This window comes from Kitasatospora sp. NPDC059571 (genome assembly GCF_042735675.1).
In the GTDB taxonomy this organism is placed as follows: domain Bacteria; phylum Actinomycetota; class Actinomycetes; order Streptomycetales; family Streptomycetaceae; genus Kitasatospora.
The window spans coordinates 1-15,236 of the sequence record NZ_JBHWBW010000160.1; the positions used below are offsets into that span (position 1 = coordinate 1).

The following is a 15,236-nucleotide window of genomic DNA, read 5'->3' on the forward strand; positions in this document are numbered from 1 at the left end:
ACGAGCGATAGCGCGTGGGGGGGGGTGTGTGTGTGTTCTTTAAAACGCCCCGGGGGGGGGGGCCGGGGGGGGGGGGGGGGGGGGGGGGGGGTTTAGCCGGGGGGTGGATAACACACGGGCCTGTGCGGGTGGTTGGTGGCGGGTGTGTGGCGTCGCTGCGCTCCGCCTATCTGGTGGCTTTTCCCCGGGCCTACGGCCCGTCAATCGGTCGGCATTCAGGCTTTGTTGGGCTGGTGTTTTAACGGCCCTACGGGCCGATTGGATGACAGGGTTTCCCGGGCTACGCCCGGGGGTGAGCGTTGACGATATGACGCGCAATTCGGGTAGCGGCCCATCCCTCCGGGGCGGCGGGGTGCCGGCAGGGCCCTGCGGCCCTCGGCGTTGACGATGTGTCGCGGACTTCCGGTATCAGTCACAACCCCACCCCCAGGGGCCCTCCCCCGGTCCCGGCCGGTGGCCGGTCCGCCGCCTGATTGCTGGGCTGGCGGCCCATCCGGCGCCCCTGGGGCGGGGCCTGCGGCCCTCGGGAGCAACCTCCGGGCCGCCGGTCCGGCTCGGGGCCTCCCCGGCCCCAGTGGCGGGCCCTCACAGGCGCCCCGCGCAGCGGTCCCTGACGGGCCCTCAACCACAGACTCCAGACCGGAATCCGAAGCGAATCCGGCGGCGTTTCCCCGACTTCCGCACAGCTCTATCCTACCGATCTCCGGACGGGCGCGAGACGCGAACAGGCAACCTCGCGGAAACCGCCCATCCCGGCTCTATCCGGCCGCACTTCCAGCGGGAATGCGAATTTCTTTCCGCTCTCTTTCTGGCAGCAATCAGAAATCCCCGCGAGGCGCAGCGGTAAGAAATCGAATTCAGGCACGGGCCCACGGCCCCCGCCACCGACACGGTGACCGCCGTTCCAGGGCGCCGAGGAAATCCCGCTCGGCATCACCAAAGCAATTCTCGGAGCAGCGACACCAAACCGAACACCGAACCAGGACGGCGGCCTGGACGGGCGGCCAGGGCGCAGCGGCGGGCAGGACGGCTACATCGGGCGCAGCGGGACGGCCTGGCGGCCGCCCAGGAGGCCGGACTCGCCAAGGACGGCGAGGGTCTCGCCGGCGGCGACGGAGTAGCTCACCCTGTTCACCGCCTTGGCGACGCCCTCCCGGGTGCGGAACTCCACCCACAGCAGCGGAGCTCGGCACCGGGCGACGCGCGCGAGCGGCGGCGGGGCGGGGGCAGCAAGGAGGAGCCGAGGCCGGCCGACCGGCGCAGCCCGGCGCAACACGCCCACCCGCCCCGTTCCCAGCCACATAACACCTGGTCAGACCCGCAACACGGCCCCGCGTTGCACCCCCAGCCGCCACCAGCCCACCGGCCACCCAGCCGCCGAGCGCCACCACCAGGAGAAGGCCGGCCCCGACAGCAGCCGCCCGCCCCGGCCGCACCCGGCCCACCCGGGACGGCGCCGGCGGCCCCGGACAGCGGCCGGGACAACCCAACACCTAGCAGTCGGCGGCACCGGCAACAGCTACCCCCCGAACAGCAGTCGCGGACCCGCTCCGGCCCCTGTCGCGCCCAGACCACACACAGGGGATCAGGGGCATCCGCCCACGTCACAACACGCGACAACACCCCACACGACACAGGGGCGCGACAGCAGCACGCGACAGGAGGCGCGACAACCCCACCACCCCAGGACCAACCCGCAGCAACCACCCCAGGACACCCCCAGAACGGCAGGCAGGACGGCTTCCAGGGCGGCCTGACGGCCACCCAGCCGCCCAGCCCGGACAACGGCGCAGCAAGGCCGGCGAAGGCCCAGCGGACGAACAGAGCACAGCCAGGCGGGCAGGGCGCAGCAAGGCCTGCAGGGCCGGACCCAACAAATCGAACACCGACCCCGCCGCCATCCCGCCAACCACGATTCCAACCCGAATTCACAGCGCCGAAGGCAGCCAATCCACAAAATAGCAGAAAAGGATATCCGGCGGAATTCGCACCCGAAAACGCTCCACAACACCGAGCCGGCCCCGCCAGCAGGCAGACAGGGCCCCGGACCTCACCCGCCGACACACACAGTCACCAAACCGCCCCGATCGGGCACGCGAGATGACCTGCCATGTGGTCTAGACAAATCCCGGCCATCGTGGGGTTTTGCCCGATTTTAAGACGCTTTAGACCCGCCGAGCCCAGGACAGGTCACACCCGTCAGCGCGAGAGGGCGTGTGAGCCGATGACACCGGTCGGGCGCGACGACCAGCCCACCGCCCCACTGACCCACGACCGGAGGCGGAGGAAGCCCGGACGGCACCCCTGCCACGGCCCCTCCCCCGCCCCTATCCGCGCTCGGCACAACTGACCAACACCCAGCACAACTGACCAACAGCAGGTCAGACCACCCGCAAGACCACCAACACTCGCCCCCACACACAGACAACGAGCAACCACCTGCCTGAAAACCCAGCTCAGCCGCACACCCCCCGGCCACAACGAACGAGCCCGGACAACCGGCAACTCACGCCCCAAGCCGCCAGTCGCTCGTTCGGCCCCGAGCTCACCAGTGCTCGCCGGGCCATCGCCCGGCCGCCTTCAGGGGGCCCAGGATTCTTGGGCCTGCCAGGCAGTGACCTGGATTCATAGGCTCGTAGACACTTTCGAATCCTCGAAGACGAGCGTGCATCGATGCGTGTGCCGAAATTCCGAAGGCTGCTGATATCGGCAGCAGCCTCGATCGCCGCCATGGCGACCATCGGCGCTTTAAGCGCCTACGCCTGCCCGATCCCGTCTCCGGCGCCCGAGTACTACCTGGCCCTGGGGGACTCCCTGTCCGTCGGCACGCAGCCCGCCGGCGATGGGAAGCTCGTCGTGACCGACCGCGGCTACGCCGATCGCCTCTTCACCGCGCAGCGGCGCATCCGTCCCCGTCTGCAGCTGGTCAAGCTCGGCTGCTCCGGCGAGAGCACGAGGACCATGCTCTCGGGCGGGATCTGCCACTACGACGGAGCCGCCTCCCAGCTCGAAGCTGCAGTCAACTTCCTTGCCAAGCACCGCGGCTCGGTACGACTGGTCACGCTCGACATCGGGGCCAACGACGTCCTCCCCTGCGCCAAGAACGTCAGCAGCATCGATGCAGCGTGTGCACAGAACGGCCTGCACGACATCGCCGCCAACCTGCCCCTGATCACGGCCAGACTGCGGGCCGCCGACCCGGCCGCCGACGTCCGCTTCGCCGGCATGGACTACTACGACCCCTTCCTCGCAGCCTCACTCCTGGGCCCCAGGGACAACTGGCAGCCCTCGCCTCGCTCCAGGGCATCGACACCGCCAACACCGTGCTGCGCGCCGTCTACGCCCAGGCCGGATTCCTGGTGGTCCCCGTCGCGTCGACCTCCGCCGCCCACGACACCACCCCCGTCACCCTCCCCGGCGTCGGCGAACTGCCCCGCAACGTCGCCACCGTCTGCGCACTCACCTGGGCCTACACCCCGCCACCAACCGGCCCCGACATCCACCCCAACGACACCGGCTACCAGACCATCGCCACCGTCTTCACCACCGCACTCACCTAGCCAGGGGTGCCGGGACCAGCGACTACACGCAGCACTCCCCGCCCTCCCAATCACCTTTGCGACGGAAGACACCTGATCGCGCCCGCGAGCCGAGGAGATCACCCGCATGCCACTCGCGTACGACCGCAGCGGGCGAGGCCCCCTCCTCGTACTGCTACACGGACTCGGGCACCACCGGCACGCATGGGACCCACTCCTGCCGACGCTCACCAAGATGCGCGACGTCGTCACCGTCGACCTCCCCGGGCACGGGGAATCGCTGCCCCTCCCGCCGGGGACCGTCCCCGACCTACGCGCACTGCTCGACGCAGTCCTGCAATTCTTCGCAGAGCATGGGCTCGACCGCCCCCACGTCGCCGGCAGCTCCTTGGGCGGCCGCCTCGCACTCGAACTCGCCCGGGAAGGACACGTCCGCTCCGCCACCGCACTCGCACCCGCCGGATTCTGGAAGAACGACCTCGAATACGCTTACACCCGCCTCATGCTGCGAGGGATCCACCAGATCGGAAAAACCCTACGGCCAGTAGCCCCCGCCATCACCCGCTCGGTCCTCGGCCGGTCCCTCGCCTTCGCCTCCGTACGGGGCTACCCCTGGCGTCTGCCCCCTCAACAGGCCCTGCACGATGCCCGAGCACTGCAAGCCTGTGCACACTTCCACGCCATGCTCGCCAACGGCACCGCCTACAAACCCGGCCCCCAACCCGACCCCCCCGTTCCGATCACCATCGCTTGGGGAACCCGGGACCTCATTCTCCCGTACCGGCAGGCCCGACGGGCCCAAGCGATACTGCCTCGGGCCCGACACGAACGACTCCCCCACTGCGGACACGTCCCCATCCTCGACGCGCCCAGACGCATCACCACCATCCTCCTCGAAGGCTCACACGAGGACACCCCGGACGACCAGCACGACCGGCAATAACGACCAGCCGGGAGTATCTGATCAACGGCTCTGGCCCGTAATCGGTGGTGACTTATCGTGACGATTCTCGTTGGCATGGTGTGTTGGATGTCAACGAGCTTGTCAGTGTGGTGTTTTCGGGGCTGTCGGGCCTGGTCCTCGAGGGCGTGTCGGATGAAGGAGATGTGATCCGAGTGTCGGCCCGGACCCGGGACGCCCCGGTGCCGTGTCCCTCGTGCGGAACGCCGACCGAGCGGGTGCACGGGTTCCACGGGCGGAAGGTAACGGACGTGCCGGTGGACGGGCGGAGAGTCGTCGTCTCCGTGACTCTGCGGCGCCTGGTCTGTCCGGTGCTCGGCTGTCCGCGACAGACGTTCCGCGAACAGGTCCCCGGCATCGTGGAACGCTACCAGCGCCGCACCAACCGTTTGACCAGGCAACTCAGCACGGTGGTGAAGGAGTTAGCGGGCCGGGCGGGTGCCCGCCTCTCCCGCGTGCTGGCCTGCGCCGTGGCCCGCTCAACGGCGCTCCGGATCCTCATGCACCAAGTGCTGCCGCCGCTGCGTGTGCCGCGTGTACTCGGCGTCGACGACTTCGCACTCAAGCGCCGGCACCGGTACGCGACCATCATCATCGACGCCGAGACCGGTGAGCGGATCGACGTCCTGCCCGACCGCACCACCCAGACGCTGGTCGCGTGGCTGCGCGAGCACCCCGGCGCCCAGTACGTGTGCCGGGACGGCTCCGGCTCCTACGGCGAGGCGATCCGGCAGGCACTTCCGGAAGCGGTGCAGGTCAGCGACCGATGGCACCTGTGGTCGAACCTGTGCGACAAGGTCCTGGGCGAGGTCCGCTCCCACGCCGCCTGCTGGGCCACCGCGGTGAATCCGGCCCGGCCCGCGGGCGTGCACGAGAAGAGTGTCCGCGAGCGCTGGCAGCAGATCCACGACCTGCTCGACAGGGGTGTCGGCCTGCTCGAGTGCGCCCGCCGCCTCGACCTCGCCCTGAACACCGTCAAGCGCCACGCACGCCGCAAAGAGCCCCCAGCCGAACGCCGGGTACCGCGCTACCGGCCCACCCTGGTCGACCCCTACCGCGACCACCTGCGCCGACGCCGGGCCGAGGACCCCGCGGTCCCCGTCACCCACCTCCTGCGCGAGATCAAGGAACTGGGCTACACCGGCAGCGCGAACCTCCTGGTCCGCTACATCAACCAGGGCCGAGCAGAGGGCGAACGGCCCGTCACCACCCCGAAGCGCTTCGCCCGCCTGCTCCTGACCCGCCCCGACCACCTGCGCGAGAAGGACGCCGCGCTCCTGGCCGAGCTCACCAAGGCCTGCCCCGAGATGGCCGACCTCGCCCGCCTGGTCAACGAGTTCGCCCAGTTGCTGACCCCGGCCGAGGGCAACGACGCCAAGCTCACCGACTGGATCGCGGCCGTCCGCGCTGGCGATCTGCCCCACCTGCACTCCTTCGCGAACGGACTCGAACTTGACCGGGCTGCCGTAGACGCTGGCCTGACCCTGCCGTTCCACAACGGCCGCACCGAAGGCGTCAACACCCGCACTAAACGGATCATGAGGCAGATGCACGGACGCGCTGGCTTCCCCCTCCTCCGCCAGCGGATCCTCCTCCCATGATCACCACGCAGTGCTACCACCGATTACGGGCCAGAGCCGTTCATTGGACAGACCCCCTCCTCGGCATGAACACCACCTCCACTCCCTGCCACAGAGTGCCCCTGCCCCTGCCTACAGGGGTCCTGGATCCAGGACGCCGGACTCTGCGCGTCGGTGACAGCGCAATCGGCATTCCGCTGACACCAGGGCGGGGCGTGCGGTAGAAGCCCGGTGCTGTGGCTGCCGAAGAACTGGCGGCTGCGGCGCGTGTGCGGCCAGCGAGGTTCAGAAAGGCAGGTCGTCTACTTCGGTCGGGGCAGGTCTCGGGTATCCCGGCGCCCAACGGGCGGAAAGGCCCGCAGCCCTACCGATAACGCCGGCGTCGGACGGCACGGCAACGACCAGGCGGTTGTCTTGGACGGCCTCTGCCAGCCCCACCTGGGCGGCTTCGCCTGGCCCCGCCTTCGAACGGTCAGCGGGATGACTCCCCCGCCCGCTACTGGCCCGTTCCTGCTGGCCACGCCTGTAGGCCGGCCCGGCAAGCGGCTCACCGTTGAAAGTTTGGGGGCGCCAACTCACCCCGTTCGGTGGGGCCACTGGACTCCGTCGCAGACAGGCGGTGCCTCACAGCTGGGACAGCTTCGGCTTACCCCTCAGATCAGTGAGGAGATGGATCTTTGGTACAGGGCGCTCTGCCTTACGGCAGCTGGCGGCCTGCTCCCGGAGGGCATCAACCGTCGTTGCGGCCCAGGCCAGCTGCGCCGTGGCGAGAACCAGCCCGCTCGCCCCCACGGCAATGCAGCCCTCGATGAGCTTGTCAGCTTCCCGCCTCCTCGCTTTGGGGCTGTCGCCCAGGCTGTCCGGCTTCTTCGCCTCCCCCAACCACAGTTCGTCGGTGGTAGCGAGCGCGAAGTCGATCTCGACGAAGGGATTGCCGTCCCGCAGGAGCTCGAACTCCTCACTGACCAAAGCCGGCCGAGCCCACGGTTGGCTCCGCAGGTACTGGGTGGCAAGCAGCGGCACGTCTCCGTCGTTGGCGATCAGTTCCAGGACGGCAGGGTGGAGATCAAAGAACCAGCGCGGCTCGCCGAACGGCTTCCAGCGATCCTGCACGAGACTGTTGCCGCCACCGCAGCGCCGGCACCCGTAGTCCTGGCTGATCTCGGCAAGGGGGTAGAACTCGAAGATCGGACAGTGACCACAGCCCAGCACCAGGCCCCGGCGCAGCACTCCTTGGCTGGTCCATTCGTCGACCTGCGCGCGCCGCGCGGCGACGTCCCAGCCGGCCTGCTCGTGTGCGGCGATCGCTTCCCAGGAAAGGACGACCGCGGACTTGAGCTTCCACCAACTGTGCGCGGGCAAATCCGCGCGGGATGCGTCGGTCAGGAACCGGCGCAGGACGGACCAGCCCGGCCCAGCGGCGAGGGCCTCGAGGGCTTTGCGTGAGCCGAGGAGGCGCTCGGTGATGGCAGCACGCTTGCCCGCGGCGCTGGGGCGCAACTGGGTCCCCGACGCTTCCGTGGACTGATCCAGGATCTTCCTTATACCGGGCCAGGCGAGCTTGGGGCTGGCCAGGGTGCCAGCCAGGGACGCGCCGGAAGGCACGAAGTCGAAGCGGTGGGACCAGTAGGTGATGCCGCCGTCGGAGGCCCGGACGAAGGTCTGCCACGGGTTCTGGTCGGTAGTGATGAGGGTGGACCCGGTCAGCGGCGGCAGCGGCGGCAGGGGGTGATCGGTGCAGGTGAGGGTGACCTGCCAGCGGTGCTTGGCCGCGTCCAGGCCCGGCGGCACCTCCGCAGCCAGAGCAAGCGCGGTCACGAGGGATCCGTCGGACGCCATAGAGGCCGGGAGGGACCTGGGCTGATCCCAGGCCGTCTGCAGCACGACCATAGACCGGCCCCGGAATTCCAAGTCCCACGGGTCCACCACCGTGTAGGGGTGCTCTTCCTCCGCCGGCTCGATCACCCGGTAGCCGCGTCTGTCCCAGATCCCGTCGATCAGTTCCTGGACCTCGTCCGGGGTCAGTGAGGCACTGGTGACCTTGAGCTTCTCCGTGCGATGCCCCCGGTCAAACAGCCAGAACGAAGCAAGGGACACCTCGTTCCCGGGTAGCCACACGACAGAGTCGTGGAGCTGCCTCAGCACCTGAGCCAGCGCGAAGTCCTCGGGCTTGTCGCCGAGCACCATCGTGGCCTGCGGCGGCTGGTAGCCCCGGCGGACCGCAATACACAGGCCGGCCTGGTGGGACATCGTCGCGAGCGCGTCCGATCCCGCAGCGGGGTGGAGCTCGCCCAGAAGCGGCGACTCGGCCCTCCGGGTAGCCGCTTCCAGCCAGCGCCTCGGCTCAACGGTTCCTTCGGACAAGGTCTCCTGGACCCCGACGTGCATCGCATAGGCGAGGGCGGCAGGCGTGGTGACGAGCGGCTTCGGGACGCCGATCAGCGGGGTGGTCGCCACTGACGCCAGAGGCGTCAAGGACTGATCGTCATCAGTGTCGGACAGATGGTGCACATGGAGGAACTCTTCCCTCTGGCTAGCCGCAAGACGTGTACGCAGCGCGGTGGCAGCAGCCTCGGCCTCCGCCACAACTGGGGCGTTCCAGGAGTCCTTCCGTACGAACTGCTCGTACTGCTCTCGAGCGGCGTCTTCAGAAAGGCCCTGCCGGACGGTCACTGCCTGGACAAGTCCCGGGGTGATCTGATCCGTCGTATCCCACGACGGCACGTACGGCACGACATGGTCCGGCTGCAGACGGGCCAGACACCGCTGCAGCGCCGGGTGCTCGACCGTCCCCGCTGGCAGGACCACGCTGCCGCTGCACCCCCACACCCTCGACAACCGGGCGAGCGCAGCCGCCGCCCACCGCACCCAGTCATCGCCCTGCGGAGCGACGACGACCAGCCGGGGCGGCCTCGCGGCATACGAAAGAGGAAGGAACGTCAATGGCTGCTCAGACACCCGCCGAGTCTCCCAGAACCGGCAACACCGATCGGGTCCACGAAGGGATTGTGTTCGCGCGCACTGGCGTGCCACTCGCCCGGCGCGGCCCTGCAGGCCCGACCCTGAGTCCAGAACCCCGTGCTCAGCCAAGGCCTAGGGATCTGCATCAGGATGTCACCGGGCGGCGTCCCCTGATGTCACCACACATCCGCACCCCGGTGACACCCACCACTCCCCCGCCCCGGACATCACCTCCATAAGCCATCCGGTGACACTCTCTGCTCCCCCAGTGACAACAAACCGCAGATTCGCACAGGAGCAGCGGGTGAACGGTCGGGCCCGCCGGGCCGGCGGGGTCCGCCGACGATTCCTCACGCGGGGAATCGGGGCCGGCCGGAGCAGCTCGTGATTCATGTGAGCAAGAGCCGCCACCCGCTGGCGCAGAGCACGAGGACCAAGGCGGCCAAGGACGATAGCCACCCGCGGATAGCCGTGGGCGGGGGCGGTGCGAGACTCGGCCCGACCGGGCGTTGGGGGTCCTGACCGGGCCGAGTGTGGGCGGCGCTGCGCCCACTTCTCTCCGCTGCCTGACGGTACGGCGCGCGGCCCGGATCGGGGCCCGGGCGGGCGGGCGCCAGTGGGTGATTCACCCGTCAGGGGGACGGTGCTGACGGCCTGTGGGGATGAGATGATCAGGGGGCGGCGTCCCGGGCTGCACGCCATTGCCTGCCCGGGGCGCCGCTTCGTCGGCCCCTCTCACTCGGCCGGCCATCGGCGGGGCGGAGTGGCCGAGTGGTTGTGGCCGTCTCCAAATCGGCCTGAGGCCGTGGGCGGGCCCGGATGCCAGAGGGAGATCCGGGCGCGGGTCCTGGGTTCGGGGCGTTCGGTGTCCGCGGGGTGGTCAACAGGCGCCATGGGGATGCGCTGCTGGAGGGGGAACGGCATCGCAAGGTCTGGTGCTGTGGGCGGTACCGGTGCGGGTGTTGGGCCGCACAGAACTGAGCTTTTCAATTCTGGAGCTCGTTGACGTTCCGTAACATCGGCGAACAGAAACCCATTGCCCATGATTGTTGAGGGTTCGACAGGTATCTGGCCGACCCATCGGATCGATCTATGACGAAGCGGCTAGTACTTGACAGACGGATGGTCCGGATTCAGGCTGGCACTAGAGAGCGGCCACGTAGCAGCAACTGGGCGGATTCGCGATTAGACCTGGGCCCAAGCCGCTCAATTCCGCTGTAGATTACGCGAGAGAAGCAAGTCGCCATGTCCTCCGAAACTGTGCAGCAAAGCAAAGCAATGGAACTTCTGGCTGCAATCGTGGCCGGTGATGCAGATATTGAGGACGGCCTCGCACAGCTCAGAAAGGAAGGAGTCGACTCCGTCGAGACGGCACTCATGACATTAAGGCAGGGCCTGCAGAATAGTCGATCCGGTCAGGCCGGCGCCATGCAGATGCTCGATATTCAACGCATGCAGAGGAAAACCCCGCCAGACCGCGTCTCGCGGATTGTGCATGCCGCGCCCACCGTACCGTTCATCCTCAACGGAACGACGTACGACCCTGAAGACATCAAGCGCTTCGATGGCCAGGAGCTCCACTTCGTCCTCCCGCCAACTCAGGATCACCTGCTGGTCGTGAACGATTCCGACCTTATCGCCACTTGGCACCAGCTGCTCTATCTAGAGAAATATTGTTCTGCTGGCGGCACCACTAGTGCCCGCAAGGCAGGCACAGGCGGGAATTCCGATACGACCAGGAGCGTACCGTATCCCCGGACCTGGTTTTTCGAAGATGCCGGCTGGCTGGGATACAGCATTTATCTGGATGCAAATAGAGGATACTACGACCTCACGAAGGTTTCTAAGTTCGGCCCCTTCGGAGACTGGAACGACATCACATCCTCAGTATGGCTGATCGGAACTCATGTGGCCGTACTTTATTCGGACATCCATTGGCAGGGCGAGACACTGACCCTGCAAATACTGGATTCGGCCTCAGAGCTGATGATCGGCGACCTGGTCGATTGGGGATTCAACGACCGGGCTTCCTCCCTCGCAACCTGGTAGATTCTTGCAACCGCATGCGGCGGCGCAGGCGACCGAAGAGGCTCCCCGGCGGGACAGTTGATTTTGCCCAATCATCGGGGAGCCTCCTGCCGATCAAAGCCCAGCACGAAAGGGCTCAGTCTACTCCGGGGACTCGAAGACCAGCTTGACCCAGACGTTGTTGCCGCTGATGTCTCCGAAGGTCCGGCTGAAGCCCGGCGGGACGTTCACATCGAAGCTGTTCGATCCGACGAACGGGTTGTCCCAGTGAATGTAGAACTCGCCGGCGTCCGACAGGTAGATTGCCCGCCCCTCGGTTCCCGTGCCGAAGCCGTCGGACTCGCTTTCCCAGGCGGCCGTTCCACCCTGGGGAATGAACTCCGGGGGGACACTCCCACCGTTTCCGCTCCACTGCCCGTGGGGAAGCTCGATCGACTTCCGCGTGAGATCGAGTCCGGAGAAGTTCCGAACCTTGATGCCAAATGATCTTTCAGCCATGATTTCCTCGAATTCTCGCCACATCTAGCACAAGGGTGCGATTCATTGCACATGCACCCATGAGATGTCTTGACGCCCCTCAAGATCCCTAAAGCTACGTATGCGGAGTTCACTCGGACGTGGCCCGAATCACCGGGACCGGCACTACCACGGTGACTCAAATACCCTCCGCGGCGGCGTTGCCCATGGCGGATCCGACTGGCGATCGCTTAATGGGCCCGACACCACGGGGAACTGACGGGCCAGGATCAGCGGGCAGACGGGGGCGGGGGCGGGGGCGGGGGCGGGGATTGCAATGACCTCGGCGTAGTGGTCGGCGGGGTCGTCGACCAGGAGCGGGCGCTCGTACGAGATGCGGGCAGCGACAAGGCTGGTGACCGTGTCGACATTATGGCCGCGGCGTGGGGGGTGGGCCGCACCGGGGGTGGGGCCGGGTGGGTGATCGGGTCGGGCCGGCCGGTGGGAGGACCCGTCCGGCGGCCGGGGAAAGGGCCGTCAGCGCGTTGGCCGTGATGCCCGGGCGGGCACGCGGCCCATGGGGCCCGGTGCGCTCAGGCCCGGTCATCCGCCGCTACGGGCGCATCGGTCGCGGACTCGGAGAACGGCTGATGAGAACCTTCGGAATTCCCCGGCCCCGCTCACGATTCCCCAGCTCGTTGAGCCTTGAAGCGAGTGGGGAGGTTCAGCGAGCGATGGCCGCGGGCCGTCCGTCCGTCCGTCCGTCCGTCCGTTGAGTGTTCGGCCAGCCCCGTCAAGGGCGCCTTCGGCGTCGCTGACGCGATGGGCTCCGCCCACCCTGGACCGGCCAGGCCGGCCCTGGAGCGGTCTGACTGCCGGGCGGCCCCAGAGGTCTGGCGTTCCCCCAGGTCAACCGCGCGCAGGTGGGGAATCAAGGTGAGCAGGTCGGGCCAACGCCCGAGTCCGGGGTGGCCGTTTTCAGGGATCGTCATCACGGCTGCCACAGCGGGCGGCGATCGACACTCATGACCTGCAGTCCGGCAGCCCATGGCGTCGCGGCGGGCCGCTCCGGGTGAGCTGGCCCCCGCACCCCCTCGCGCCACCGCGGTGCGCCCGCCGGAGCGCGGAGGCGTGCGTCTCGGGTCCGGCAGGCGCACGTAGCCGGGCGTCGGGCCCGGGTGCGGGAACCGGCAGGTGTTCAGTCGTCGGTGGGGTACGGATGGCGAGGATGGCCATGTCGTCGTGGCCGTCGCCGGGGTGGTGGTCGGCGAGGGCGTGGACGAGGTCGTCCAGGGGCAGGTGGGCGTGGGCGGCGGCGAGGCTGCGGTGGACGGCGTCGGTGGTCTGCCGGGCCTGGTGGACGGCCTCGCGGGCGCATTCGGCGACGTCCTGGCGGTGGCGCTCACGGCGCAGCGCGGGCTGGAGAGCGGTGTCGTGGTCGGGGTCGTGGCGCTCGGCCCCGGTCTCGACAGTGTGGTCGCGCGCGCTGCCACTCGGCGCAGACGGTGGCCGCGGTGGCGTAGGCGGCCTCGTCCCCGGCGTCGGCGTACCGGTCGGCGGCGCGCTCGTCCTCCCGGGTCACCCCGGCCGCCCGGCGGCGGACGCCGCCGAGCAACCCGTCCTCCTGGTCGTCGTCCTCGTCGGGGGCGCGGTCGGGGTGGTGGGGGTGCTGGACGAGGGCGGCGTGCAGCGTCGCGCCGGCCGATTCACCCCTCTGGCATCAGGCGCGGGCGTTCGGCCAGAGTTCGGGGACCCGGTCCTCGTCCCGGTCTGCCTTGGGCCAGCGCTGAGCGTGGATGAGGCGCACGGTCCACCAGGGGTCGTCGGTAGGTGGGCCGTGTTTGGCGGCGCGCTTGAGGTCGCGGGCGGTGGGCAGGGCCAGGACGATCGGGCGGCCGCGGCAATCGCGGCGTCGGCGGAGGCAGGCGGGGCATTCCAGGCGGTCCGGTTCAACCTGCTCGTACAGCTCACCGTCGCTGTCGCGGGCGCCGCCGAGGGGGCCGTGGCAGGTGTAGCAGGGGTGCAGGGCGTCATTGTGGGCGCGGGCGGCCAGCAGCTGCACCCGCCACTGGGCGTGCTCGGCGTCCCGCCGGGCCTGCGCTTTCCGTTCCTGCTCGGCCTGTTCGGCGGCTTGGCGTTCAGTGCGGCGCTGGGCGATCAGGGCATGGTCGGGCCGGTCGTCGAGGGCATCGGTGAGGGACTGCCAGTCGGGGCGGCCGAAGCGCCACCAGGCGGGGCCAAGGAAGCCGTGCTCGCGCAGCCGATCGGTGGTGGTCGCCAGGACCGGGATCTTCCCTTGGAAGCTGTCGTGGGTGACGCCTTCGTCCTCGTGCCGCAGGCCGGCCCAGTGGCCGCAGGTGGCATCCCGCAGGGCCTTCATGCGGCGGCGCAGCGCGTCGGGGGTGAAGCGGGGTCGGCTGCCGCGGGTGCCCGGGTCGAGGATGAACACGACGGGCGGGCGGACCACGTAGGCGGGGTGTAGCCGTAGGACCAGGGGTGGGTGCTGCCGTAGGTGGTTTCGAAGATGGTCCGGTCGTGGCCGTCGGTGTCCTTGACGGTCTTGTCGAACCAGCGTTTGTAGTTGTCGAGTTTGGCGGCGACATCGGTGATGTCCGTCATGGTGCCGCGGTCCAGCTCCAGGAACAGCACCGGGATGCCGAGCTCGGGCAGGCGGAGGACGGCGTCGGGGATGACGGTGTGCTTCCCGGTGATCGTGTGGGGGACCTCGGTGGCCCAGGCGTCCAGGCCGCCCGGCAGCGGCCCGCATTCGAGTGCGCGGCGGGGCGGGGCCTGCCGGGGGTGGGTGCGGGGCGGCGCTGCGTGGGTGGTGGTGCCGGTGACGGCGTTGACGACGATCTCGTTGACGAGCATCGCGTGCGGGGCGCCAGTGCGGCCGGCGCCCCGGGCGTGGCCGCCCATCTCGCGGTCGTCGCCCAGCGCCTCCGCCGCCGCGATCAGGCCTGCAGGGGTCAGGCCGACGATCTTCTCCGCCCCCGGGCCGCCCGGCGCCGGCCGCCCACCGGTGGTGGCGGGCTTGCGGCCCGGCGGCGAGGTGAAACCGCGCTCCTCGACCAGCTTGTGGCCCTGCAGGTCCCGGACCGCCTCCGCAACATGCTCGATCCGGCGGTGGGCGCGGTACTCGTCGGCGGCGACCAGGGCGTGGAGCTGCTTGTAGGTCGCGACCTTCAGCACCCCGAGGACGGCCAGCACGTCCGCGCGCAGCGGCGCCGTCGAGCCGTTCGGGTTCCGGGCCGAGCGGCGGAAATGCACCCGCCTGCCGGTCGGGGCCGGCTGCTGCTGCTCGCCATGGTCGCGCTCCTGGTCCTCGCCCATCGTCCGCTCCCCCGCCGTGTGCCGGTGATCTTCCTGCTTACCTCACCCCACCGACAGCCCTGTCCCGCCGCCCGACCCGACCCGCGCCGACCACCGGGCGGCGCCCTGGCCACCCGGCCGCGAGGGGAGGGCCCAGCGGCCCGGGAGCGGCAAGAGGAGGGCACCGCGGGACCGGGAGGCGAACCCGATCCCGACCTTCCCCGCCCAACCGCCCACCAGCCGCCACCACCCAGCCACACCACCAACCACCACACCAGCCAGCAGAGGACCAAGAGGAGAGGGAGAGACATCTCAGGGGGCTATTGAGTCAAGCAGCAGCCGTGATTGATGACGTGACGGAGGAGGTGAAGGCATGGTTCTCGTCGAACAGCTGGCGGT

At 69.1% G+C, this 15,236-nt stretch carries 8 protein-coding genes and 1 pseudogene; 4 read left to right on the forward strand and 5 right to left on the reverse strand.

Annotated features, from left to right (window positions below; genetic code table 11):
• Window positions 1-1,072: 1,072 nt before the first annotated feature.
• Window positions 1,073-1,180: pseudogene (locus ACFV0G_RS19255) on the reverse strand (methionine ABC transporter ATP-binding protein); the annotation flags it as partial.
• A gap of 2,143 nt (window positions 1,181-3,323) precedes the next feature.
• On the opposite strand from ACFV0G_RS19255, the gene ACFV0G_RS19260 reads away from it, so the two are divergent.
• The 3 genes from ACFV0G_RS19260 (at window position 3,324) to ACFV0G_RS19270 (ending at window position 6,101) form a co-directional block, all read left to right on the forward strand.
• Window positions 3,324-3,560 (forward strand): hypothetical protein, encoded by a 237-nt coding sequence (locus ACFV0G_RS19260; protein ID WP_380548792.1) that lies wholly within the window; start codon window positions 3,324-3,326, stop codon window positions 3,558-3,560.
• Between the two features lie 106 nt (window positions 3,561-3,666).
• A complete protein-coding gene (locus ACFV0G_RS19265) occupies window positions 3,667-4,482 on the forward strand; it encodes an alpha/beta fold hydrolase (RefSeq protein WP_380548795.1) in 816 nt (271 codons plus the stop codon).
• Window positions 4,483-4,592: 110 nt separating this feature from the next.
• Window positions 4,593-6,101 (forward strand): ISL3 family transposase, encoded by a 1,509-nt coding sequence (locus ACFV0G_RS19270; RefSeq protein ID WP_380548813.1) that lies wholly within the window; start codon window positions 4,593-4,595, stop codon window positions 6,099-6,101.
• 603 nt (window positions 6,102-6,704) lie between these two features.
• Here the strand turns inward: ACFV0G_RS19270 and ACFV0G_RS19275 are convergent.
• Entirely contained in the window at window positions 6,705-9,038 is a 2,334-nt protein-coding gene (locus tag ACFV0G_RS19275; protein ID WP_380548798.1) for a hypothetical protein, read from the reverse strand.
• A gap of 1,248 nt (window positions 9,039-10,286) precedes the next feature.
• Here ACFV0G_RS19275 and ACFV0G_RS19280 point away from each other — a divergent pair.
• Window positions 10,287-11,090, forward strand: a complete 804-nt coding sequence (locus ACFV0G_RS19280) for a hypothetical protein (RefSeq protein ID WP_380548801.1) — start codon at window positions 10,287-10,289, stop codon at window positions 11,088-11,090.
• Window positions 11,091-11,210: 120 nt separating this feature from the next.
• Here the strand turns inward: ACFV0G_RS19280 and ACFV0G_RS19285 are convergent, their stop codons facing one another.
• The 3 genes from ACFV0G_RS19285 to ACFV0G_RS19295 form a co-directional block, all read right to left on the reverse strand.
• Window positions 11,211-11,567, reverse strand: a complete 357-nt coding sequence (locus ACFV0G_RS19285; protein ID WP_380548804.1) for a hypothetical protein — start codon at window positions 11,565-11,567, stop codon at window positions 11,211-11,213.
• 1,678 nt (window positions 11,568-13,245) lie between these two features.
• Entirely contained in the window at window positions 13,246-13,905 is a 660-nt protein-coding gene (locus tag ACFV0G_RS19290; RefSeq protein WP_380548807.1) for a hypothetical protein, read from the reverse strand.
• Window positions 13,902-14,858, reverse strand: a complete 957-nt coding sequence (locus ACFV0G_RS19295; protein WP_380548810.1) for a replication-relaxation family protein — start codon at window positions 14,856-14,858, stop codon at window positions 13,902-13,904. The genes ACFV0G_RS19290 and ACFV0G_RS19295 overlap by 4 nt, the downstream gene beginning before the upstream one ends.
• Window positions 14,859-15,236: the final 378 nt, after the last annotated feature.